General features: G+C 61.7%; 19 protein-coding genes. 10 read left to right on the top strand and 9 right to left on the bottom strand.

Features of this window, described 5'->3' with window-relative positions; translation table 11 throughout:
- Nucleotides 1-249: 249 nt before the first annotated feature.
- On the bottom strand, nt 250-1,626 hold the full coding sequence (ffh, locus tag E3O56_RS25475; RefSeq protein ID WP_017139724.1) for a signal recognition particle protein: 1,377 nt from the start codon (nt 1,624-1,626) through the stop codon (nt 250-252).
- A gap of 241 nt (nt 1,627-1,867) precedes the next feature.
- Between ffh and ccsA the strand changes: the two genes are divergently transcribed.
- The 3 genes from ccsA to E3O56_RS25460 all read left to right on the top strand — a co-directional run bounded on the left by ccsA (nt 1,868) and on the right by E3O56_RS25460 (nt 5,598).
- Complete coding sequence (ccsA, locus tag E3O56_RS25470) at nt 1,868-2,671, top strand: cytochrome c biogenesis protein CcsA (RefSeq protein WP_177327411.1); 804 nt, start codon at nt 1,868-1,870, stop codon at nt 2,669-2,671.
- A 12-nt stretch (nt 2,672-2,683) separates the two neighbouring features.
- Nucleotides 2,684-3,922, top strand: coding sequence for a transporter associated domain-containing protein (locus tag E3O56_RS25465; RefSeq protein ID WP_005791125.1), 1,239 nt, complete (start codon nt 2,684-2,686; stop codon nt 3,920-3,922).
- 365 nt (nt 3,923-4,287) lie between these two features.
- Entirely contained in the window at nt 4,288-5,598 is a 1,311-nt protein-coding gene (locus E3O56_RS25460; RefSeq protein WP_005791128.1) for an MFS transporter, read from the top strand.
- 95 nt (nt 5,599-5,693) lie between these two features.
- On the opposite strand, the gene purT is transcribed toward E3O56_RS25460, so the two are convergent.
- From purT to E3O56_RS25435, 5 genes are all read right to left on the bottom strand, one after another.
- Entirely contained in the window at nt 5,694-6,875 is a 1,182-nt protein-coding gene (purT, locus tag E3O56_RS25455; protein ID WP_019817237.1) for a formate-dependent phosphoribosylglycinamide formyltransferase, read from the bottom strand.
- A gap of 69 nt (nt 6,876-6,944) precedes the next feature.
- Nucleotides 6,945-7,412 (bottom strand): preQ0 transporter, encoded by a 468-nt coding sequence (locus E3O56_RS25450; protein WP_005791131.1) that lies wholly within the window; start codon nt 7,410-7,412, stop codon nt 6,945-6,947.
- Between the two features lie 151 nt (nt 7,413-7,563).
- Nucleotides 7,564-7,779: a DUF1289 domain-containing protein gene (locus E3O56_RS25445; RefSeq protein WP_032879631.1), complete on the bottom strand. Its 216-nt coding sequence runs from the start codon at nt 7,777-7,779 to the stop codon at nt 7,564-7,566.
- Nucleotides 7,776-8,300 carry a gamma carbonic anhydrase family protein gene (locus E3O56_RS25440; protein WP_032879630.1) on the bottom strand — a complete coding sequence of 175 codons (525 nt, stop codon included), beginning with the start codon at nt 8,298-8,300 and terminating at the stop codon, nt 7,776-7,778. The genes E3O56_RS25445 and E3O56_RS25440 overlap by 4 nt, the downstream gene beginning before the upstream one ends.
- A 35-nt stretch (nt 8,301-8,335) precedes the next feature.
- Nucleotides 8,336-8,938 carry a CoA pyrophosphatase gene (locus E3O56_RS25435; protein WP_078822240.1) on the bottom strand — a complete coding sequence of 201 codons (603 nt, stop codon included), beginning with the start codon at nt 8,936-8,938 and terminating at the stop codon, nt 8,336-8,338.
- A 147-nt stretch (nt 8,939-9,085) separates the two neighbouring features.
- Between E3O56_RS25435 and E3O56_RS25430 the strand changes: the two genes are divergently transcribed.
- The 7 genes from E3O56_RS25430 (at nt 9,086) to nagE (ending at nt 17,590) form a co-directional block, all read left to right on the top strand.
- Entirely contained in the window at nt 9,086-9,634 is a 549-nt protein-coding gene (locus E3O56_RS25430; protein WP_148852654.1) for an NUDIX hydrolase, read from the top strand.
- Nucleotides 9,635-9,671: 37 nt separating this feature from the next.
- A complete protein-coding gene (locus E3O56_RS25425; RefSeq protein ID WP_103734891.1) occupies nt 9,672-10,175 on the top strand; it encodes a L,D-transpeptidase family protein in 504 nt (167 codons plus the stop codon).
- 262 nt (nt 10,176-10,437) lie between these two features.
- Entirely contained in the window at nt 10,438-11,196 is a 759-nt protein-coding gene (locus E3O56_RS25420; protein WP_078822243.1) for a GntR family transcriptional regulator, read from the top strand.
- Nucleotides 11,197-11,206: 10 nt separating this feature from the next.
- Nucleotides 11,207-12,313: an N-acetylglucosamine-6-phosphate deacetylase gene (nagA, locus tag E3O56_RS25415; RefSeq protein ID WP_078822244.1), complete on the top strand. Its 1,107-nt coding sequence runs from the start codon at nt 11,207-11,209 to the stop codon at nt 12,311-12,313.
- The gene (locus tag E3O56_RS25410; RefSeq protein WP_103734892.1) at nt 12,294-13,316 is read left to right on the top strand and encodes an SIS domain-containing protein; all 1,023 of its coding nucleotides are present in this window, start codon (nt 12,294-12,296) and stop codon (nt 13,314-13,316) included. The genes nagA and E3O56_RS25410 overlap by 20 nt, the downstream gene beginning before the upstream one ends.
- Nucleotides 13,317-13,346: 30 nt before the next feature.
- On the top strand, nt 13,347-15,857 hold the full coding sequence (gene ptsP, locus E3O56_RS25405) for a phosphoenolpyruvate--protein phosphotransferase (RefSeq protein ID WP_248129204.1): 2,511 nt from the start codon (nt 13,347-13,349) through the stop codon (nt 15,855-15,857).
- Nucleotides 15,858-15,883: 26 nt separating this feature from the next.
- Nucleotides 15,884-17,590: an N-acetylglucosamine-specific PTS transporter subunit IIBC gene (nagE, locus tag E3O56_RS25400; RefSeq protein ID WP_248129159.1), complete on the top strand. Its 1,707-nt coding sequence runs from the start codon at nt 15,884-15,886 to the stop codon at nt 17,588-17,590.
- A gap of 146 nt (nt 17,591-17,736) precedes the next feature.
- On the opposite strand, the gene E3O56_RS25395 is transcribed toward nagE, so the two are convergent.
- The 3 genes from E3O56_RS25395 to purL all read right to left on the bottom strand — a co-directional run bounded on the left by E3O56_RS25395 (nt 17,737) and on the right by purL (nt 22,552).
- Nucleotides 17,737-18,030, bottom strand: a complete 294-nt coding sequence (locus E3O56_RS25395; protein ID WP_236708737.1) for a DUF6124 family protein — start codon at nt 18,028-18,030, stop codon at nt 17,737-17,739.
- Nucleotides 18,031-18,339: 309 nt separating this feature from the next.
- Nucleotides 18,340-18,651 carry an NGG1p interacting factor NIF3 gene (locus E3O56_RS25390; protein ID WP_248129158.1) on the bottom strand — a complete coding sequence of 104 codons (312 nt, stop codon included), beginning with the start codon at nt 18,649-18,651 and terminating at the stop codon, nt 18,340-18,342.
- A 4-nt stretch (nt 18,652-18,655) separates the two neighbouring features.
- Complete coding sequence (gene purL / locus E3O56_RS25385) at nt 18,656-22,552, bottom strand: phosphoribosylformylglycinamidine synthase (protein ID WP_032879622.1); 3,897 nt, start codon at nt 22,550-22,552, stop codon at nt 18,656-18,658.
- Between the last annotated feature and the right edge of the window lie 169 nt (nt 22,553-22,721).

Genomic DNA, 22,721 nt, shown 5'->3' with positions numbered 1-22,721 from the left:
GAACATCGTTCCTGTAGTCGGTGCTGCAAATCTAAATGCACAGCGGGCATAGGTGCCCGAAAGGCCGCATATTCTAAGGAATATCCGGACTTTTGCAAATGTCTTTTTCTGGCGCCTATCAGCGTGCCATTCAGATCTGCTATAGAGCCGTCGGTTAAAACGGCGAGTCAGCCCCCGCCAACGGCGGGTTTGCTGGAGATCCCACATCCCTGTGGGTCGGAGCAGGAGCTGGGCTCCCGCTCGAATACTTTACATTTTCGGCATGCCGCCGCCGGGCAACATACCGCCCATGCCGCGCATCATCTTGGCCATCCCGCCTTTGGCGGAGAATTTCTTCATCATCTTCTGCATCTGCTTGTGCTGCTTGATCAAGCGACCGATGTCCTGCACCTGGGTGCCGGAACCCATGGCGATCCGGCGTTTGCGCGAACCGCTGATCAGCTCAGGGTCGCGGCGCTCGGCCGGGGTCATGGAGTTGATGATGGCTTCCATCTGCTTGAACTGCTTCTCTGCCGCGCCTTGGGCATTGCCCATTTGCGCCAGGTTCACACCGCCGATGTTGGGGAGCTTGTCCATCAGGCCGCCGAGGCCGCCCATGTTCTTCATCTGTTGCAACTGGTCACGGAAGTCTTCGAGGTCGAAGCCCTTGCCCTTCTTCAGCTTCTTGGCCAGCTTGTCGGCCTTGTCCTTGTCGAGCGTGGCTTCGGCCTGTTCGATCAGGCTGAGCACGTCACCCATGCCGAGGATACGCGAGGCGATACGCTCGGGGTGGAACGGTTCGAGCGCGTCGCTCTTCTCGCCCATACCGATGAACTTGATCGGCTTGCCAGTAATGGCACGTACCGACAGCGCGGCACCGCCGCGTGCGTCGCCGTCGACCTTGGTAAGGATCACGCCGGTCAGCGGCAGCGCATCACCAAAGGCCTTGGCGGTGTTGGCCGCATCCTGGCCGGTCATGGCATCGACCACGAACAAGGTTTCGACCGGGTTGATCGCGGCATGCAGCGCCTTGATCTCGCCCATCATCTCTTCGTCGATGTGCAGGCGACCGGCGGTATCGACGATGACCACGTCGATGAACTTGAGCTTGGCTTCTTTAATAGCCGCGTTGGCAATGTCGACCGGCTTCTGGCTCAGGTCGGACGGGAAGAAGGTCACACCCACTTCGCCCGCGAGCATTTCCAACTGCTTGATGGCCGCCGGACGGTACACGTCGGCCGACACCACCATCACGGATTTCTTCTTGCGCTCTTTAAGGAAGCGCGCCAGCTTGCCGGCGGTGGTGGTCTTACCCGCGCCTTGCAGGCCGGCCATCAATACGACGGCCGGCGGCACGGCGCTCAGGTTCAAGTCTTCGTTGGCCGCGCCCATCAGGCTTTCGAGTTCGGCCTGGACGACCTTCACGAAGGCCTGGCCCGGGGTCAGGCTGCGGGACACTTCGGTGCCGACCGCGCGCTCTTTGACCGAGTTGACGAAATCCTTCACCACCGGCAAGGCCACGTCGGCTTCCAGCAACGCCATGCGCACTTCACGCAGGGTGTCTTTAATATTGTCCTCGGTCAGCTTGGCCTTGCCGGTAACGTGGCGCAGCGTCTGCGAGAGACGGTCAGTCAAGTTTTCAAACATGCGCGATCCTTTCAGGCCCTACTCATCGAAATGCAGGTAGACCGAGGTAATGGCGGCCCAGGCTGTGGTCAATCGCTATTAAAAACAGCGCTCGCCGAGCCTGCGGCGTGGGCAGGTCGCGGATTATAGCGAAGACTGCGCCCATGCACACCCGCTGTCTGGCCCGGGAGTCTTTCTTGCAACGCAGGTGTGTGCCAAACTCAACGCCTTTCGGGCTTGCCTACCAGGATTTATGCTCCCCTTGTCACCCAGTTTGCTACCCAGCCTCGCCGCCGCCATTCTGTATGCCGCTGCGACTCTCTATCAGGGCACTCGTCTGGCCCAAGGCGCCAAAGCGGACAAACGTCTGCTCGTCGGCCTTGGCGTGCTGGCCCTGCTGGCCCATGCCGCCAGCCTGTTCACTCACCTGATGACGCCGGTGGGCCTGGGCCTGGACTTTTTCAGCGCCGCCAGCCTGATCGCCGCGGCCGTCATCGCACTGACGTTGCTGGCCTGCTACCGCATTCCGGTCGAGAACCTGCTGGTGCTGCTATACCCCTTGGGTGTGCTGACGGTATTGCTGGCGCAGTTCACGCCCACCGGTACCGTACAGGTGATTGACGAAGAGCCGGGTATCCTTGCCCATATCCTGTTGTCGATCCTCGCCTACGGCATGTTCACCATTGCGGTGTTCCAGGCCCTGCTCCTGTTGCTGCAGGATCACCAGCTCAAGCACAAGCACCCCTCAGGGCTGATCAAGAACTTCCCGCCGCTGCAAACCATGGAAAGCCTGCTGTTCGGGTTCCTGTGGGCCGGCTGGACCCTGCTGTCGCTGTCGCTGATTTCCGGCTGGCTGTTCGTCGAGAACCTGTTCGCCCAGCACCTGGTGCACAAGACCCTGCTGGCGTGCCTGGCCTGGGTGGTGTTCAGCGTGCTGCTGTGGGGCCGCAACCGCCTCGGCTGGCGTGGGCACAAGGCAATACGCTGGACCCTGGCCGGGTTCTGCCTGCTGATGCTGGCCTATTTCGGCAGCAAGCTGGTTCGCGAATACATCCTGCATATCTGACGGGCAGCGATCATGGATAACTTGCCTTTGGAGCCGATGCTCGCCGTCATTGCCTTGCTGATTTTATGGGCGGCGCTGTTTACCGCCATCGAAGCAGCACAACAGCATCTGTTGGCCCTGCGCCCCGGCACCCGCCAGGGCGATAAGGCTGCCGCACGCCTGAGCTTCCCGCGCCATAGCCTGATTCTGTGCAACAGCCTGTGCCGCGCCGCCGTGGTGATCCTTTGCACGCTGCTGGCAATCTATGCCTGGGCGCAGAACGGCCCATGGCTGGGTTGGCTGATCTCTTGTGCACTGCTGCTGATTCTCGCCGACTACCTGCCTCGCATCCTGGCCACCCGCCATCCGCAAGCGGTGTTGGGTTTCGGTAACGCCCTGCTGGGCGTGCCGCTGAAAATCCTCTACCCGCTGGCCTGGCTGCTCAACGGCATCAGCCTGTTGCTGCTGCGCCCGTTCGCGCGCAAGTCCGGTGTGGTGAAAAACAGCGATGAGCCGCTGCCGGACCATGACGACCAAGCCCCGCCCGAGGCCGACGAGGACCGCGCGCCCGGTATGCCCGGCATCCACGCGCTGGATAACATCACCGTCAACGACATCCTGGTGCCCCGCAGTGAAGTGGACGGCATCAACCTGGATGACTCGATCGACGAGATCATCGAGCAGCTGCGCAGTTCCCAACGCACGCGCCTGCCGGTGTTCCACAGTGATATCAACCAGGTCGAAGCGGTGCTCAACACGCGCCAGGTCCAGCACCTGCTCCCCGACGCCAGCCTGACCAAAGAGGCGCTGCTCGCTGCCTGTCACGAACCCTATTTCGTTCCGGAAAGCACTCCGTTGCAGCTGCAACTGCTGAATTTTCACAAGCAGCAACGGCGCCTGGGCATGGTGGTGGACGAATACGGCGAAGTGCTGGGCATCGTTACCCTGGAAGATATCCTGGAAGAAATCGTCGGCGAGTTCGAAAGCGATCAGGCTGTGGATAACCCCCACATCGAGGCCCAGCCCGATGGCCGCTACATCATTGACGGCGCCGCTTCGATCCGCGAACTGAACAAAAGCCTGGGCTGGCACCTGCCCAGCGACGGCCCCAAGACCCTCAACGGCCTGGTGACCGAAGCGCTGGAAACCATCCCCGATTGCGCGGTGTGCCTGAAGATCGGCCGCTATCGCCTGGAAATCCTCGAAACCGAGGACAACCGGGTGAGCAAGGTGTTGATCTGGCATACCAGCCATGTGCCCGTGGCTGCCTGACCTCAGCAGGCTCAACCCGGTCAATGTGGGAGCTGGCTTGCCTGCGATGCAGGCGACTCGGTCCTTCAGTTGAACCGAGGTGATGCTATCGCAGGCAAGCCAGCTCCCACATTGATCCAGTTCCAGGCCATAGATCCTCACCAGCCCCTTGTTGGATCCTTAGCCCCCTTCCTATAATCCATCCGGCTTACCCAAGCCCCGCCCGACCGCGTGCTACCCGCACTCAGCGTGTCCAGGCACCGCTATATCATGTCCGACCGGTGTTTGCTCCCATCCCGAGCCGCTCCGCGCACAGCCCTGATCCATGGGTGTTCGACCAATAATAATCCGCGTCCAAACGCGCAATGACCGTCAGGGATACTGCCATGAGCACCACCTACCAAGAGGCTGCGACCGCCGCCCCGACCAATTCGACCGCCCGCGTCGCCACGGCGAGCATCGTCGGCACCGCCATCGAGTTCTACGACTTCTATATCTACGCCACGGCTGCTGCGCTGGTGATCGGCCCGGTGTTCTTTCCCCAGAGCTCCGGTACGGCGCAGATGCTGGCGTCGTTCCTGACCTTTGGCATCGCCTTTATCGCCCGTCCGCTGGGCTCGGCGCTGTTCGGCCATTTCGGCGACCGTATCGGGCGCAAATCCACCCTGGTGGCCTCGCTGCTGCTGATGGGCGTGTGCACCACCTTGATCGGCTTACTGCCCGGTTATGACAGCATCGGCGCCTGGGCACCGATTCTGTTGTGCGTATTGCGCTTCGGCCAGGGCCTGGGCCTTGGCGGGGAATGGGGCGGCGCGGCCTTGCTGGCGACCGAGAACGCACCCAAAGGCAAGCGCGCCTGGTTCGGCATGTTCCCGCAACTGGGCCCGTCGATTGGCTTTCTGGCGGCCAACGGTTTATTCCTGATCCTGGCCATGAGCCTGAATGACGAGCAGTTCCGTAGCTGGGGCTGGCGTATTCCGTTCATTCTCAGCGCCGCACTGGTGATGGTGGGTCTGTATGCACGGCTGAAGCTGCATGAAACCCCAGTATTCGCCAACTCCGTAGCCAAAGAAGCACCGGTGAAGGTGCCACTGGTGGAACTGTTCAGCCAACATTGGCTGCCGGTGCTGCTGGGCGCTGCGTCGATGGTGGTGTGCTACGCGCTGTTCTACATCACCACGGCGTTTTCCCTGAGCTACGGCGTTTCCACACTGGGCTACAGCCGCGAGACGTTCCTCGGCTTACTGTGCTTTGCCGTGCTGTTCATGGGCTTGGCGACGCCGCTGGCAGCGCTGGCCAGTGATCGTTATGGACGTAAGCCGGTGCTGATCGTTGGGGCGATCCTGGCGATTCTCTCGGGCTTTACCATGGAGCCACTGCTGACCCACGGCTCGACCTGGGCCGTGGCGCTGTTCCTGGCGTTGGAGCTGTTTCTGATGGGTGTGACCTTCGCACCGATGGGCGCCCTGCTACCGGAGTTGTTCCCGACGCGTGTGCGTTATACCGGTGCTTCGGCGGCGTATAACCTGGGTGGGATTGTCGGGGCGTCTGCAGCACCGTTCTTCGCGACCAAGCTGGTGGCGATGGGTGGGCTCAGTTATGTCGGTGGGTATGTGTCGGCGGCAGCGTTGCTGAGTTTGATTGCGGTGCTGTGCCTGAAAGAGACGCGGGATAATGATTTGAACAAGGTCGCCTGATAAACCGCTATTGGGAGCAAGTCCCCTCCCACATTCGACCGCATTCCAAAGGTTATACGCGGTTAAATGTGGGAGGGGGCTTGCTCCCGATGCTTTTAGAGCTCTACAACAACGGCTTGGGAGGCCCGGGTCGCCTTGGCACGAGCCGCTTCAATCGACTCATCCCGCGCCAACGCCACACCCATGCGGCGCTGGCCATTCACTTCTGGCTTGCCAAACAGGCGCAACGCCGTGTCCGGCTCGCTCAATGCAGCGCCGAGGTTGGCAAACGCCGTCTGGGTCGACTGCCCTTCCACCAGGATCACCGCCGAAGCCGAAGGCCCGAACTGACGGATCAACGGGATCGGCAAGCCCAGGATGGCGCGAGCGTGCAGCGCGAACTGCGACAGGTCCTGAGAAATCAGTGTGACCAAACCGGTGTCATGTGGGCGCGGCGACACTTCGCTGAACCACACCTGATCGCCCTTGATGAACAACTCCACACCAAACAGACCACGGCCGCCCAGGGCTTCGGTTACCGCCTTGGCAACGCGCTCGGATTCGGCCAGGGCGATCGGGCTCATGGCCTGTGGCTGCCAGGACTCCTGATAGTCGCCCTTCTCCTGACGATGGCCAACCGGCGCGCAGAAGGTGGTGCCGCCAATGTGGCGCACGGTCAGCAGGGTGATTTCGTAGTCGAAATCGATAAAGCCTTCGATGATGACTCGACCCTTACCGGCACGCCCGCCTTCCTGCGCGTAATCCCAGGCTTTCTGCACATCATCGGTGCTGCGCAGCAGGCTCTGGCCCTTGCCCGACGAACTCATCACCGGCTTGACCACGCAGGGGAAGCCCAGGTCCTGGACGGCCTTGCTGTAGTCTTCGAAGGTGTCGGCGAAGTGGTACGGCGAGGTCGGCAGGTCCAGTTCTTCGGCGGCCAGGCGACGGATGCCCTCACGGTTCATGGTCAACGACGTGGCGCGGGCGGTCGGGATAACCGTGAAGCCTTCAGCCTCCAGTTCCACCAGAGTGGCGGTGGCGATGGCTTCGATTTCCGGCACGATGAAGTGCGGCTTCTCCGCCTCGATGACTGCACGCAGCGCCGCACCGTCGAGCATGTTGATCACGTGGCTACGGTGCGCCACCTGCATCGCCGGCGCGTTGGCGTAGCGATCCACGGCAATCACTTCAACGCCCAGGCGTTGCAGTTCGATCACCACTTCCTTGCCCAGCTCACCGCAGCCACACAGCAAAACGCGGGTCGCGGTTGGCGACAATGGAGTTCCGATTCGGGTCATCTCAGGTCCTCAGGGGAGCGGATCATGGGGAGAAAGGCCGGCATTTTACATGAACTGTAAAAATTGGCCTCAGTTGGCGATGGTGCGGCGGCGGATGCGCCAGGCCATGATCAGCCAGACCACGGTGACACCGGCAAATTTAGACACCAACGCCGTGCCCGCCACCGCCGGTGTGAGCGCGCCGATCAAGCCGAAGAAAATAAAGGTGTCGAGGGGAATGCTCAGTGCCGAACTTATCCACAGGCGATCATGCAGCGGGCGTTTGGTGATGCTGAACACCAGCCAGTCGATGCACTCGGACACCGCGAACGCCGTAGCACTGGCCAGGGCGATGGACGGGTCGGAAGTGATATACGACAGCACCAGCGCCGCCAGCATGGCGATGATCGCGCCGTGGCCGAAGCGGGTTTGCACCATGTCGCGAAGGATAAATACCAGGCCACCCCAGGCGGACCAGATGACATCCAGGTGCGGGGCGGTGGAGAAGGCGAAGTTGATCAGCACGACGCTGCTGATGTAGGCGATCAGGAAAAACATGGATGAATGACCTGTGAACAAGGGACACAGGGTACTTCACAATTAGACATATGTCGTCTGGGAGGGCCTCATCGGGGCCAAGCCCCCTCCCACATTTTGATCTGTGAACACATTCAAGTGTGGGAGGGGGCTTGCTCCCGATAGCAATCGATCAGGCACCCGAGCTTTTGGGCGTCATCCACACCATCCCACTGGCCACCGCCCGCTCATGACACAACCCCAACACCACCCGGCGTTCGGCATTATCCATGCGGCCCCAACGCGTAATCTCGTCCACGTTGCGCTGGCAGCCGGTACAGATATCGTCCTCGTCCAGCGCGCAAATATTCACACAGGGCGAGGCTACAGGCCGTTCAACTGCACTCATTCTTCCTGCTCAACCAAGTCTCGGGCATAGCGCTGCGAATTATGCACATAGTGCGCGGCGCTGGCTTCGAGCATACGTTTCTGCGCCTCAGTCAGCTCACGTACCACCTTGCCCGGCGAGCCCATGACCAGCGAGCCATCGGGAATTTCCTTGCCTTCACCGATCAGCGAGTTCGCGCCGATAATGCAGTGCTTGCCAATCTTGGCGCCATTGAGAACCACCGCGTTAATGCCGATCAGGCTGTAGTCGTCGACGCTGCAGCCGTGCAGCATGGCGTTATGGCCGATGGTCACGCCGGTGCCGAGGGTAAGCGGGTAGCCCATGTCGGTGTGCATTACGCTGCCGTCCTGCACGTTGCTGTTCTTGCCGATCAGGATCAGTTCGTTATCGCCGCGCAACACCGCGTTGAACCAGACGTTGGCGCCCTCCTCCAGCTTGACCTTGCCCACCAGCGTGGCATTGGGTGCGACCCAACTGTTGGGATGGGTCTCGACGCGGGCATCGCCCAGGCGGTATTTCATGGTTTTCCCTCACGGCTTGCCATTCATGCGATGGCTTAGATATTGATAAAACTCTTGGGCGGCTGGTGCAGGCTGATCTTGGCGTCGTCATAGAGCAGATTGATCAGCTCGACGATCATGATCGCCGTCAGCCCCCAGATCTTGTATTCACCGAAGCGGTAGCTGGGCACATACCAACTTCGGCCCTGGTAATCGATCCGGTGGGTATGTTCGCGTGGGTCCTGTCGGAAAAACTCCAGGGGCACACTGAAGACTGCGGCGATTTCGGCGTCGTTGGCCAGGTATTCGACGTAGTCAGGGATCACGCCTACATAGGGCGTTACACGGATGCCGTGCAGGGAAATCAGCGGGCTCAACGGGCCTATGACCTCAACCAGCCCCGGCGGCAGGCCGATTTCTTCTTCGGCTTCGCGCAAGGCGGTAAAGATCAGGTCCGGGTCTTCAGGGTCACGCCGCCCACCAGGAAAGGCCACTTCGCCACCATGGGTCGACAGGCCGCTGGCGCGCAGAGTCAGGATCAGCTCAGGTTCGTCAGTGCGGGTAATCGGCACCAGCACTGCGGCCTCGGGGAAACGCCCGTCAGTTTCCAAGGTGTGAGGGGTGTGATTGCTTACCCGGCGAAGTAGCTCGTCCAGCATGAGTCATCTCGGTCTGTTGGCTACCTTGCATCATGCACCAAAGCGTGCAAGCGCCCAACCCCAAAACCGCAGGGCTGTCGCTAAACGACAACTTGCAGGAACGCCCGGCACCAAGCCAAGATGTGCCCATTCTCCAGGAACCCCAGCATGAATTTCTGCAGCCAGTGCGGTAAACCGGTTACCCAACGTATTCCCGAAGGCGACGCACGCCTGCGTTTTGTGTGTGATCACTGTTCGACCATTCACTATCAAAACCCCAATATCGTCGCCGGCACCGTACCGGTGTGGGGCGATCAAGTGCTGCTGTGCCGCCGTGCCATCGAACCGCGCCTGGGTTACTGGACCCTGCCCGCAGGTTTTATGGAAAACGGTGAAACCGTCGAACAGGCGGCCATGCGTGAAACCCTGGAAGAAGCCTGCGCCCGCGTGCGCAACCTGAGCATCTATACCCTGATCAATGTGTCGCACATCAGCCAGGTGCATATTTTCTACCGCGCCGAGCTGATCGACCTGGACTTTGCCGCAGGCCCGGAAAGCCTTGAAGTGAAGCTGTTCGATGAAGCTGATATCCCTTGGTCCGAGCTGGCTTTCCGCACGGTCGGGCGTACCTTAGAATGCTTTTTCGCTGACCGTCGCCAACAGGTGTACCCGGTGCGCAGCGAGTCGGTCCCGCCGATGACACGCCCAACCAAATAACCTTCCAGGCAGCACCTTTATCAGGGATACCGTTTCAATGCGTTGGTTGCTTGCTCTTATCTGCCTGTCGTTTGCCACGCTGTCCCCAGCCTCTACGGTGGAAACTCTCGGCGGTAAAACCGTCGAAAAAGTCCTGGTACTCAAGTCCGCGCACCAACTGCAACTGATCAACGACGGCAAGCCCCTCAAGACCTATCGCATTTCCCTGGGCAAGAACCCCAAGGGCCACAAGCTGATCGAAGGCGACCGCCGTACCCCCGAGGGTTTCTACTGGATCGACTGGCGCAAGACCAGCGACCGCTTCAACCTGGCCATGCACATCTCCTACCCGAACATCAGCGACGCCGCCCGCGCCCGCCGCGAAGGAGTAAAACCGGGCAGCATGATCATGATCCACGGCACGCCCGACACCGAAGACTACCCGGAACAGTGGTTTCACACCCTGGACTGGACCGACGGCTGCATCGGCATGCGCAACGTGGACATGCGCGAAGTCTGGAGCCTGGTCAAAGACGGCACCATGATCGAGATTCGGCCGTAATCTCGTACCGTTCGTAAATTAATTCGAAAATAATTCCTGCCTCCAGCAGCGCCTGCCGGTGAATACCAGTTCACCGCGCGGGACAGTGCACTTGTGCGCGACGCAAAGACCTCTCTAATACCACTTGATACCAAGCCCCATTAAAGCCCCCTGAAACCGGGGCTCGCACCGTTTTGGCAGCATTGACATGGTATTTAAGTGGTATTAATTTCCGGCCATTACCGGGCGACAACACTCCAATAACGCATCGGAAACCTGACAGATGAATCCCATCCTGGCCCTGCGCCCCGACGACAAGCAATCCACGCCGCTGTACCTGCAACTGGCTCGCAGCCTTGAAGCCGCGATCCATGCCGGCCAGTGGAAATCCGAGCAGGCCCTGCCCTCGGAGCGTGCGCTCAGCGAGCAGTTGAGCATCTCGCGGGTCACTGCCCGTAAAGCGCTGGAAGTGTTGCTTGCCCAGGGCCTGATCCGCCGCAGCCAGGGCTCCGGCACCTTTATCACGCCGCGCCTGGAACAACCCTTGTCGCGCTTGTCGGGGTTCAGCGAAATGCTGCGGCTCAAGGGCTTTGTGCCCACCTCCCAGTGGCTGGAGCGCGACATCACCCCGCCGACCCACGAAGAGCTGATCCGCCTGTGCCTGTCACCCACCGACAAAGTGGCGCGCCTCAAGCGTCTGCGCAAAGCCGATGACACGGTCATGGCAATTGAAATGACCACCATGCCCGCCTCCGTGCTGCCCCAGCCGCAAGCCATCGGCAATTCGCTGTACGAATACCTGGAAGGCATCGGCAAGCCCATCGTGCGCGCCCTGCAACATATCCAGGCGATCAACGCCTCGGACGAGTTCGCCAAGCTGGTGGGCATCGCCCCCGGCACCGCCATGCTGCTGATGACCCGCGTGGGCTACACCGCCGACAACACGCCGATTGAAATCACCGACACCTACTGCCGCAACGACTACTACGACTTTGTCGCAGAGCTGCGCCGTCATGACTACTCCGCCGAATTGCGAATTTAGAGAACTGCCCATGTCAGAAGACAATATCCTCACGCCCAACGGCTGGATGCGCGGCCGCCTGGTGCACGAACACGGCAAGGTGGTTGCCATCGAAGGCACGCCTTGCGACCCGGCTGACAACGACCTGCCCTACCTGCTGCCAGGCTTTATCGACCTGCATGTACACGGCGGTGGCGGTGCCGACATCATGGAAGGGGCGCAGGCCTTCGAGACCATTACCCGCACCCACGTGCGTTTTGGGACCACCTCGCTATTGGCCACCACCATGACGGCGCCGGTGGAAGAAATCACCAGCGTCCTCGGTGAACTCGGCAGGTTCTGCGAGCAACGCCCGACAGGCAGCGCCCGGGTACTGGGCGTGCACCTGGAAGGCCCCTACATCAACCCGGGCAAACTCGGCGCCCAACCCAACTTCGCCCACACCGCGTTGATGGCCGAAGTCGAAGCCTATTTGCGCCTGGCGCCAATTCGGGTAATCACCATCGCCCCGGAAATTGCCGGCCATGACGGCCTGATCCGCGCCCTCAGCCAACGAGGCGTGCGCATGCAGATCGGCCACACCCTGGGCAGCTATGAAGAAGGCGTCGCCGCCCTCGCCGCCGGCGCCACCAGCTTTACCCATTTGTACAACGCCATGAGCCCGCTGCATCACCGCGAGCCAGGCATCGTCGGCGCCGCGCTGGCCCACGCCCAATACGCCGAGCTGATTCCGGATCTGCTCCATGTGCATCCCGGTGCCATGCGCGTGGCCCTGCGCTCGATCCCATGCCTGTACTGCGTGACCGATTCCACCGCTGCCGCCGGTATGCCCGATGGCGAATACAAGCTGGGCAGCCACACCGTGACCAAATGCCTGGGTGGCGTACGCCTGGCCGACGGCACCCTGGCCGGCAGCACGCTGACCATGGACCAGGCGCTGCGCAACCTGGTGAAAATCGGCCTGCCCATCAGCGAAGCCTCACAACGCCTGTCGCAATTTCCTGCGGACTACCTGGGCCTGGAAGAACGCGGCCGCCTGCAACCCGGCAGCTATGCCGACTGCGTGCGCCTGGACCGCTCCCTGACACTCACCGACGTAATGGTCGAAGGAGAAACCATTGACTTCAAAAATGCTTGAAGAGGCCCTGGCCTCCTGCGACGCCGTTGCGGCACAACTGCAACGCCTGAATCCGCTGCTGGAAGAAGTGGCCGGTCGCCTGCGTCGCCAGCCGCCGCAAGTGGCGATGACCATTGCCCGCGGCAGCTCCGACCACGCCGCCAGCTACTTCGCCTACCTGGCCATGCAGCATGTGGGCATCCCGGTGGCGTCGTTGCCGATGTCGGTGGTGACCCTGTTGCAGGCGCCGATGAAAGTCAGCGGCCAGGTGGCGTTTGGGTTCTCCCAGTCGGGGCAGAGCCCGGACCTGGTCAACAGCCTGCGACTGCTGCGCAAGCGCGGCGCCCTGAGCATCTCGCTGGTGAACGCCGAAGACTCGCCGCTGGAAGCCGCCTGTGAATTCCATGTGCCGTTGTGCGCCGGCCCGGAACAAAGCGTGGCCGCAACCAAGAGCTTTATCGCCACCCTCAGCGCCAGCGCGCAATTGATCGGCTACTGGAACCAGGAAACCGAGTTGCTCCAAGCCTGCCAGGCGCTGCCCGACGGTTTGCGTGAAGCCGCCCGGCAAGATTGGACCCAAGCCATCGAGGCCCTGCGCGACTGCCAGCAATTGATGGTAATCGGCCGCGGCGCCGGGTTTGCAATCGCCCAGGAAGCCGCGCTCAAGCTCAAGGAAACCTCGGCGATCCAGGCCGAAGCCTTCAGCAGCGCCGAGGTGCGCCACGGGCCGATGGCCTTGATCGACGAAAACTACCCGCTATTGGTGTTCGCCCCACGCGGCGCCGAGCAGCCCGGCCTGTTGAGCCTGGCCGCCGATATGCGCCAACGCGGCGCCCGCGTGCTGCTGGCCGCACCGGACGATATCGCCGAACGCGACCTGACCCTTAGTCGCGCCGAACACCCGAGCCTGGACCCGATCCTGGCGATCCAGAGCTTCTACGTGATGGCCGCAGGCTTGGCTGAGGCACGGGGCATGGACCCGGACCAGCCGCGCCACCTGAGCAAAGTCACCCGCACGCACTAAAGCGGCGTTTTCCTGATGAGTACCGTGCCCATGCCCAACAACAATAATCCATTGACCCTTAGCGCCCCCTTGAGTGGGCCGGTGCTGGCCCTGAACCGCGTCCCCGACGAAGTGTTCGCCAGCGGCGCCATGGGCGACGGTATCGCTATCGACCCGTTGAACGATTGCCTGCATGCGCCCTGTGACGGCGTGATCATCCACGTCGCCCGCACCGGGCATGCGCTGACCATCCGCGCCGACAACGGTGCCGAAGTGCTGATGCACGTGGGCATCGACACCGTGGAGCTCAATGGCGAAGGCTTTGCCTTGCTGGTGAAGGATGGCGCACGGGTGAGCGAGGGCCAGCCGTTGGTGCAGTTTGACCTGGACCGCATTGCGCGCCAGTGCAAAAGCCTGGTGAGCCTGATCATCCTGACCAACAGTGAGCGCTTCGAGCTGCAACCGATTGCGAGCAAGACAGTGAAGGTCGGTGAAGCGCTGGTGCGCATCGCCCTGCGCACATCCGCGCCGGTTCAAACCGCTGTGGATAACTCGGTCGCGCAAGTGAGCGCCACGGTGCGCATCACCCACCGTGGCGGCTTGCATGCGCGCCCTGCCGCGCTGATCCGCAAGACTGCCCAGGGCTTCAGCAGCCAATCGCAGCTGCACTTCGGTGATAAGACCGCGGCTTGCGACAGCCTGATCGGCCTGATGGGGCTGGGTATTGGCGAAGGTGACGAGGTACGGGTGACCTGCCGTGGCAAAGATTGCGAGGCGGCGTTGCAGGCCCTGGTCGCCGCGTTGTCGGTGGCGGTTCACGAGGAACACCACGCACCAGTCGCCGCCACGCCACGCCGGGCGAATACCGAAGCCAATGTGCTGCAAGGCGTATGCGCGGCACCCGGTCTGGTATGTGGGCCATTGTTCCGCCTGACGGGCATCGAACTGCCGCAAGACAGCGGCAATCATAGCGTCGACGAACAACTGCAACGCCTGGATGCCGCCCTTGAGCAAGTGCGCGGCGAAATCCGCAATACGCTGGACCAAGCGCGCCAACGCAAAAACGTCGAAGAAGAAGAGATCTTTGCCGCCCACCTCGCCCTGCTGGAAGACCCGGCATTACTCGACGCAGCCACCGCTGCCATCGAACAAGGCAGCGCCGCCACCCACGCCTGGCGTGATGCGATCCAGGCCCAATGCGCCGTGCTGCTGGCGTTGGGCAAACCACTGTTTGCCGAGCGCGCCAATGACCTGCGAGACCTTCAACAACGGGTGCTGCGTGCGTTGCTGGGTGAAGCCTGGCATTTCGAATTGCCGGCGGGGGCGATTGTCAGTGCCCATGAGCTGACACCTTCGGACTTGCTGCAACTGAGCGCGCAACACGCCGCTGGCATCTGCATGGCCGAAGGCGGTGCGACCTCCCATGTGGCGATTTTGGCCCGGGGCAAAGGCCTGCCGTGTCTCGTCGCCCTGGGCAATGAAGTGCTTGATGTGCCCCAAGGCCAACGGGTAGTGCTCGATGCCGCCAACGGCCGCCTGGAACTGGCCCCCAGTGAAGCGCGCCACGCCGAAGTTCACCAGATTCGCGAAACACAGAAATTACGACGCCAGCAACAACAGGCCCAAGCCCGGCAACCGGCACTCACCACCGACGGCGTGACGGTTGAAGTCGCGGCGAATGTCGCCTCCAGCGCCGAAGCCCAAATGGCGTTTGACAACGGCGCCGATGGCGTCGGCCTGCTGCGCACTGAATTTCTGTTCGTCGACCGCCGTACCGCGCCGGATGAGCAGGAGCAACGCCAAGCTTATCAGGCCGTGCTGGATGCCATGGGTGACAAGTCGGTGATCATCCGCACCATCGATGTGGGTGGCGACAAGCAGCTCGATTACCTGCCGCTGCCCGTCGAGGCGAACCCGGTGCTGGGCCTGCGCGGTATTCGCATGGCCCAGGTGCGCCCTGAACTGCTCGACCAGCAACTGCGCGCCCTGCTGCAAGTCTCGCCGTTGGCGCGCTGCCGCATCCTGTTGCCGATGGTCAGCGAGGTGGATGAACTGCTACAGATTCGCCAGCGCCTGGATGAACTGTGCGTGGAGCTGGAGCTGACGCAGCGCCCCGAGCTGGGCGTGATGATCGAAGTGCCCGCCGCCGCGCTGATGGCCGAGCAGTTGGCCGAACACGCGGACTTTTTATCCATCGGCACCAATGACCTGTCCCAGTACACCCTGGCGATGGACCGCGACCACGCAGGCTTGGCCGCCCGCGTTGATGCGCTGCATCCTGCCTTGCTGCGGCTGATCGCCCAAACCTGCACCGGTGCGGCGAAACACGGGCGTTGGGTCGGCGTGTGCGGTGCCTTGGCGTCTGACCCACTGGCCACGCCAGTACTGGTCGGCCTGGGGGTCAGTGAGCTGTCGGTAAGCCCGCCGCAGATCGGCGAAATCAAGGACCGCGTCCGCCACCTGGACGCGGCGCAATGCCGGCAACTGAGCCTTGAGCTGCTCGACCTGAGCAGCGCCAAGGCCGTTCGCCAAGCCTGTCAACACCACTGGCCGCTGAGCTGAAAACAACAAGAATAGGGAGACACGCCATGTACCAACACTTTATCGAAGGCCTGCAACGCCTGGGCCGCGCGCTGATGCTGCCGATTGCGATCCTGCCAATCGCCGGCCTCTTGCTGCGCCTGGGCGACACCGACTTGCTCAACATCGCGGTGATGCACGATGCCGGGCAGGCGATCTTCGCCAACCTGGCGCTGATCTTCGCCATCGGCATCGCCGTGGGCTTTGCCCGCGACAACAACGGCACCGCCGGCCTGGCCGGGGCGATTGGCTACCTGGTGATGATCTCGACCCTCAAGGTGATGGATACCACCATCAACATGGGCATGCTCGCCGGTATCGCCAGTGGCCTGATGGCGGGCGGGCTGTATAACCGCTTCAAGGACATCAAGCTGCCGGAGTACCTGGCGTTCTTTGGTGGGCGACGCTTTGTGCCGATTGTCACCGGGTTTTCGGCGGTGGGCCTGGGCGTGATCTTCGGTCTGATCTGGCCGCCGATCCAGCACGGCATCAACAGCTTTGGCGTGTTGTTGATGGAAAGCGGCAGCCTGGGTGCGTTCGTGTTTGGCGTGTTCAACCGCCTGCTGATCGTCACCGGGTTGCATCACATCCTCAACAATATGGCGTGGTTCGTGTTCGGCAGCTTCACCGACCCGGTAACCGGCGCGGTGGTCACGGGCGACCTGACGCGCTACTTTGCCGGCGACCCCAAAGGCGGCCAGTTCATGACCGGCATGTTCCCGGTGATGCTGTTCGGCTTGCCGGCTGCGTGCCTGGCGATGTACCGCAATGCGTTGCCAGAGCGCCGTAAAGTCATGGGCGGGATCTTTCTGTCGATGGCGCTGACTTCGTTTTTGACCGGGGTGACTGAACCGATTGAATTTGCGTTCATGTTCTTGGCACCGTTCCTGTACCTGATTCACGCGCTGCTCACCGGCCTGTCGATGGCAGTCACCAACATGCTGAACATCCACCTCGGGTTTACCTTCTCCGGTGGGTTTATCGACATGGTGCTGGGCTGGGGCAAGTCCACCAATGGCTGGCTGGTGGTGCCGGTGGGCCTGGCCTACGCGGTGATCTACTACAGCGTGTTCAGCTACTGCATCCGCCGCTTCAACCTGAAGACGCCGGGGCGTGAAGATATCCAGGTGGTGCAGGCTGAAGCGATGAGTGATAACCAGCGTGCTACGGCTTATATCCAGGCGTTGGGTGGTGCTGAGAACTTGCTGAGTGTGGGTGCATGCACCACGCGGCTGCGGTTGGACATGGTTGATCGCAACAAGGCGGTGGATGCTGAACTGAAAGCACTGGGCGCCATGGCTGTAGTGCGCCCGGGTAACGGCGGGAGTTTGCAGGTGGTGGTTGGGCCGATGGCCGATAGCATTGCTGATGAAATTCGCTTGGCGATGCCGGGGTTTGTTGCTGCAGCGCCTGTAGCGGTTGCGCCTGTGGGCAAGCCCGTGACGGTGAATGTGCAGGAGGCCGAGCAATGGCTGAATGCGCTGGGTGGCCGAGGGAATTTGCGCCAGCTGGAAGCTGTGGCGATGACCCGGTTGCGGGTGGAGTTGGGGGATGATTCGGGGTTGTCTGAAGCTCAGCTCACTGCGCTCGGTTGCCAAGGTGTGAGTCAGCTTGAGAGCGGTGTTTGGCACTTGTTGGTTGGTGACAAGGCCTCTGGCTTGGGTGAGGCGTTGGAGCGGTTGGTCAGTGGCCGTGAGGTCGGCGCCAGGGTTTAGAGCTGTAGTGGCTTTTCTGGCCTCATCGGGAGCAAGTCGAATCGTCGCACCGCCCCTCCCACATTTGAACGTATTCACAATTCAAAATGTGGGAGGGGCGGTGCGACGATTCGACTTGCTCCCGATTGGCCCTTACAGGCGCCTGATTACTTCTGCTCAGGCACCTCAACTAAATCCAGCACCCGATCCACCATCAACTGAATGCCCTCTACCATCCGATGAATGCCCAGCACGACATCACGCTGGGGGCCATCGACATCAAAAGCCAGATTACCCGCCAGTGCCTGTACGGATGCCAGGTCTTGGGAAGCATTGGCGAGCAGGGTTTCGCTGTTCAGACTGGGTATTACGGTGAAGATCTGGTCGGACGGTAAATCACCAGCTTGGCGGGACTCGGCTTGAGATGAGATTGAACCAGTTAGCAAGTTGTCGCTGATCATCATTAAACTCCATATGGAATAGGCTCCTAGTGATTTTTCAGGCTTGCAGTCCCGGTCACTGAATTGGCAGCGACTCGAGAAGGTTAGTTGTGCGAGTTCCGACGGACAACCTGAAAGGCTTGTCGGAAAGTTCTGAGGCGCTTGCACCGACGCCATCGCAGGCAAGCCAGCTCCCACATGGGATTGATGTACGGTCTGACAACGGGGTCAAATGTGGGAGCTGGCTTGCCTGCGATTGGCACTTACAGCCAACAAAAAACCCGCTGACCAAACTGGCCCAGCGGGTTTCTTGTTTATGCAGCCAGCCGATCAAAAATCCGCCAACGGCCACACCTCATACGCCGGTGTCTCATACGGGTGGCTAAGTTTGAGAGCAGCCACAACAGCCACAATCAACTCATCCGCCACCACCAGCTCAACCTTCCATTCCTCAACCACTTCAACCTGGCCGACCTGCCCGATAAACGGCTGACTGCCGTCCAACGCGCGGAATTGGCCCTGGCCCAGCACTTGCCAGGCGCAGCTGTCGTAGTCGCCGATGCGCCCGCCGCCGGCTGCGAAGACGGCGGTTTTCACCGTCTCTACATGGCTGTCGGGCACAAAGAAGGCGAGCTTGTACACGGCCTTAGTTCACCCACACGCGAGCGTTGCGGAACATGCGCATCCAGGCGCCGTCTTCGTTCCACTCTTCCGGGCGCCACGAGTTCTGCACGGCGCGGAATACGCGCTCCGGGTGCGGCATCATGATGGTCACGCGGCCGTCGCGGCTGGTGAGGCCGGTAATGCCGCGTGGCGAGCCGTTCGGGTTGGCCGGGTAGCTTTCGGTGACCTTGCCGTGGTTGTCGACGAAACGCAGGGCCACGGTGCCGGACAGGTCGGCTTCAAGCAGCGCTTCTTCGCTGGCGAACTCGGCATGGCCTTCACCGTGGGCGATGGCGATTGGCATACGCGAACCGGCCATGCCTTGCAGGAAGATCGAGTTGGACTCCTGCACCTGCACCATGGCGACACGGGCTTCGAACTGCTCGGAACGGTTGCGCACAAAGTGCGGCCAGAACTCGCTGCCCGGGATCAGTTCGCTGAGGTTGGACATCATCTGGCAACCGTTGCACACACCCAGGGTGAAGCTGTCGTTGCGTTCGAAGAAGCCCTGGAACGCGTCGCGAGCACGGCTGTTGAACAGGGCCGACTTGGCCCAGCCTTCACCGGCACCCAGCACGTCGCCGTAGGAGAAACCACCGCAGGCCACCAGGCCTTTGAACTCGTTGAGATCAACGCGACCGGCGAGGATATCGCTCATGTGCACGTCAATCGCATTGAAACCGGCGCGATCGAACGCCGCGGCCATTTCCACCTGACCGTTGACGCCCTGCTCACGCAGTACGGCAACCTGTGGGCGAATGCCCTTCTTGATGTAAGGCGCGGCGATGTCCTGGTTGACGTCGAAGCTGAGCATGGTGCTCAGGCCCGGGTTGTCTTCTTCCAGGATCACGTCGAATTCCTGCTCGGCGCAGTCGGCGTTGTCGCGCAGGCGCTGGATCTGGTAGCTGGTCTCGGCCCACTGGCGTTGCAGCAAGCGGCGCTGACCGGTAAAGACCGTGTCGCCGTTGAACGAGATATTGACTTCGCCGTTGTTGATCGGCTGGCCAATCACCGCCACGCATTCGGCAAGGCCGGCAGCGCTGAACTGGGCGAGTACATCAGGGGTAGCGTCCTGACGCACCTGAATCACGGCGCCCAACTCTTCGTTGAACAGGATGCCGTTGATTTCGGCAGCATCCTCGGCAACGCTGTCGAGCACGATATTCAGGCCGCAGTGACCGGCGAAGGCCATTTCGACAACGCTGGTCAGCAAACCACCGTCGGAACGGTCGTGGTAAGCCAGCAGGTGGCCGTCGGCGTTGAGGCCCTGGATCACGGCGAAGAAGGCTTTCAGGTCTTCGGCGTCATCGACGTCCGGTGCCTGTTTGCCCAACTTGCCATGGGTCTGCGCCAGGATCGAGGCACCCATGCGGTTCTGGCCACGTCCCAGGTCGATCAGGATCAGGTCGGTGGTGCCCTTGTCCATGCGCAGTTGCGGGGTCAGGGTCTGGCGGATGTCGGTGACCGGTGCGAAACCGGTGACGATCAGCGACAGTGGCGAGGTGACGCTCTTGTCGGTGCCTTCATCATTCCAACGAGTGGCCATGGACATGGAGTCCTTGCCCACCGGAATGGTGATACCCAGTTCCGGGCACAGCTCCATGCCGACAGCCTTGACGGTGTCGTACAGGCGCGCATCTTCACCGGGGTGGCCGGCAGCGGACATCCAGTTGGCCGACAGTTTGATGTCGGACAGCTTGCCGATACGCGAGGCGGCGATGTTGGTGAGGGTTTCACCAATGGCCATGCGGCCCGACGCCGGTGCGTCCAGCAGGGCCAGCGGCGTGCGCTCGCCCATGGCCATGGCTTCACCGGTATACACGTCGAAGCTGGTGGCGGTGACGGCAACGTCGGCCACCGGCACCTGCCATGGGCCAACCATTTGGTCACGGGCAACCAGGCCAGTGATGGTGCGGTCGCCGATGGTGATCAAAAAGCTTTTGCTCGCCACGGCCGGGTGGTGCAGCACGCGCTCAATGCTGTCGGCCAGCTCCAGCGTGCTTGGGTCGAAATCATCGCCCAGTTCGTTTTCACGTACCGCCGAACGGTGCATGCGCGGGGCTTTGCCCAGCAGCACTTCCAGCGGCATGTCTACCGGGCTGTTGCCGAAGTGGCTATCGGTAACCGTCAGCTGCGGCTCGGCAGTGGCTTCGCCGACCACGGCAAACGGGCAACGCTCACGTTCGCAGATGGCCTGGAAGCGTGCGAAGTCTTCAGGACCGACCGCCAACACGTAGCGTTCCTGGGATTCGTTGCTCCAGATTTCGTGCGGGGCCATGCCCGGCTCGTCGTTTGGAATGTTGCGCAGTTCGAAACGGCCACCGCGGTCGCCATCGTTGACCAGTTCCGGGAAGGCGTTGGACAAACCGCCGGCGCCGACGTCGTGGATGAAGCTGATCGGGTTCTTGTCGCCCAATTGCCAGCAACGGTCGATGACTTCCTGGCAGCGGCGTTCCATCTCAGGGTTTTCGCGCTGTACGGAAGCAAAATCCAGGTCTGCCGAGCTGGTGCCGGTGGCCATGGAGGAAGCCGCGCCGCCGCCCAGGCCGATCAACATCGCCGGGCCGCCGAGCACGATCAGCTTGGAGCCGACCAGGATCTCGCCTTTCTTGACGTGTTCTTCACGGATGTTGCCCATGCCGCCGGCCAACATGATCGGCTTGTGGTAACCGCGCACTTCATCGCCACGCGGGGTGGTGATGGATTGTTCGAAGGTACGGAAGTAACCGGTCAGCGCCGGACGCCCGAATTCGTTGTTGAACGCGGCGCCGCCCAGGGGGCCTTCGATCATGATGTCCAGCGCGGTGACGATGCGCTCAGGCTTGCCGTACGGCACTTCCCACGGCTGTTCGAAGCCCGGAATCTGCAGGTTGGACACGGTAAAACCGGTGAGGCCCGCCTTGGGCTTGGCGCCACGGCCGGTGGCGCCTTCGTCACGGATTTCGCCGCCGGAACCGGTGGCTGCGCCCGGGAACGGGGCAATCGCGGTCGGGTGGTTGTGGGTTTCAACCTTCATCAGGATGTGCACCGGCTCCTGCACCGCGCCGTACTGGCGGGTTTCCGGGTCCGGGAAGAAGCGACCGGCGACGGAGCCGACGATGACCGAGGCGTTGTCCTTGTAAGCCGACAGAACGCCTTCGCTGTGCATCACGTAGGTGTTCTTGATCATGCCGAAGAGGCTTTTTTCCTGGCTTTGGCCGTCGATATCCCAACTGGCGTTGAAGATCTTGTGACGGCAGTGCTCGGAGTTGGCCTGGGCGAACATCATCAGTTCGATGTCGTGGGGGTTGCGCTTCAAGCCGGTGAAGGCGTTGACCAGGTAGTCGATCTCGTCTTCGGCCAGGGCCAGGCCCAGCTCGGTGTTGGCCTTCTCGAGGGCGGCGCGGCCGCCGCCGAGCACGTCAATCGCGGTCAGCGGCTTGGGCTCAGCGTGGCTGAACAGGCCGGCAGCCTGCTCCAGCTGGCTGACGATGATCTGGGTCATGCGGTCATGCAGGCTGCTGGCGATCAGCTCGGCTTCGGCATCGCTGAACTGGCCAGCGACGTAAAAGGCGATCCCACGCTCCAGGCGCTGGATTTTATCCAGGCCGCAGTTGCGGGCGATGTCACTGGCCTTGCTCGACCAGGGCGAGATGGTGCCGAACCGCGGCAGAACCAGGAACAAGCGGCCAGTCGGCTCTTGAACGGGAACGCTTGGGCCGTACTTCAGAAGGCGTGCCAGCACTTGCTGTTCGTCGGCGGTCAAGACGCCGGTAACGTCGGCGAAGTGAGCAAATTCAGCGTACAGGCCTGTAACAGCTGGAACCTTCTGGCTCAGTTGCTCAAGGAGTTTGCTGTGGCGAAAGGCAGAAAGGGCAGGAGCGCCGCGCAGGATCAACATCTTCGGGACAGCCTCGGGAAGGGGTGTGCTTTGAGGCCGTGCATTCTAGCGTAAACCTTCGCCAACGGCACCCGAAACGGCACCGGTGGCCGCTGCCGAACGTCAGTTGGCAGGGTTTGCACGGCATCGGCAGGAAATCCGCGGTGTCGAGGGCAGTTATTTTAACCGT

The organism is Pseudomonas sp. W2Aug9, assembly GCF_023127755.1.
GTDB lineage: Bacteria > Pseudomonadota > Gammaproteobacteria > Pseudomonadales > Pseudomonadaceae > Aquipseudomonas > Aquipseudomonas synxantha_A.
The sequence above is the reverse complement of the archived record's forward strand: the minus strand, read 5'-3'. Positions and strand labels throughout refer to the sequence as shown.

What these genes read in the sequence shown, in the direction of transcription:
- ffh (WP_017139724.1), bottom strand. Translation starts at nt 1,626, where the DNA reads ATGTTTGAAAACTTGACTGACCGTCTCTCGCAGACGCTGCGCCACGTT.
- E3O56_RS25465 (WP_005791125.1), top strand. Translation starts at nt 2,684, where the DNA reads ATGGATAACTTGCCTTTGGAGCCGATGCTCGCCGTCATTGCCTTGCTG.
- E3O56_RS25460 (WP_005791128.1), top strand. Translation starts at nt 4,288, where the DNA reads ATGAGCACCACCTACCAAGAGGCTGCGACCGCCGCCCCGACCAATTCG.
- purT (WP_019817237.1), bottom strand. Translation starts at nt 6,875, where the DNA reads ATGACCCGAATCGGAACTCCATTGTCGCCAACCGCGACCCGCGTTTTG.
- E3O56_RS25450 (WP_005791131.1), bottom strand. Translation starts at nt 7,412, where the DNA reads ATGTTTTTCCTGATCGCCTACATCAGCAGCGTCGTGCTGATCAACTTC.
- E3O56_RS25445 (WP_032879631.1), bottom strand. Translation starts at nt 7,779, where the DNA reads ATGAGTGCAGTTGAACGGCCTGTAGCCTCGCCCTGTGTGAATATTTGC.
- E3O56_RS25440 (WP_032879630.1), bottom strand. Translation starts at nt 8,300, where the DNA reads ATGAAATACCGCCTGGGCGATGCCCGCGTCGAGACCCATCCCAACAGT.
- E3O56_RS25435 (WP_078822240.1), bottom strand. Translation starts at nt 8,938, where the DNA reads ATGCTGGACGAGCTACTTCGCCGGGTAAGCAATCACACCCCTCACACC.
- E3O56_RS25430 (WP_148852654.1), top strand. Translation starts at nt 9,086, where the DNA reads ATGAATTTCTGCAGCCAGTGCGGTAAACCGGTTACCCAACGTATTCCC.
- E3O56_RS25425 (WP_103734891.1), top strand. Translation starts at nt 9,672, where the DNA reads ATGCGTTGGTTGCTTGCTCTTATCTGCCTGTCGTTTGCCACGCTGTCC.
- E3O56_RS25420 (WP_078822243.1), top strand. Translation starts at nt 10,438, where the DNA reads ATGAATCCCATCCTGGCCCTGCGCCCCGACGACAAGCAATCCACGCCG.
- nagA (WP_078822244.1), top strand. Translation starts at nt 11,207, where the DNA reads ATGTCAGAAGACAATATCCTCACGCCCAACGGCTGGATGCGCGGCCGC.
- ptsP (WP_248129204.1), top strand. Translation starts at nt 13,347, where the DNA reads ATGCCCAACAACAATAATCCATTGACCCTTAGCGCCCCCTTGAGTGGG.
- nagE (WP_248129159.1), top strand. Translation starts at nt 15,884, where the DNA reads ATGTACCAACACTTTATCGAAGGCCTGCAACGCCTGGGCCGCGCGCTG.
- E3O56_RS25395 (WP_236708737.1), bottom strand. Translation starts at nt 18,030, where the DNA reads ATGATCAGCGACAACTTGCTAACTGGTTCAATCTCATCTCAAGCCGAG.
- purL (WP_032879622.1), bottom strand. Translation starts at nt 22,552, where the DNA reads ATGTTGATCCTGCGCGGCGCTCCTGCCCTTTCTGCCTTTCGCCACAGC.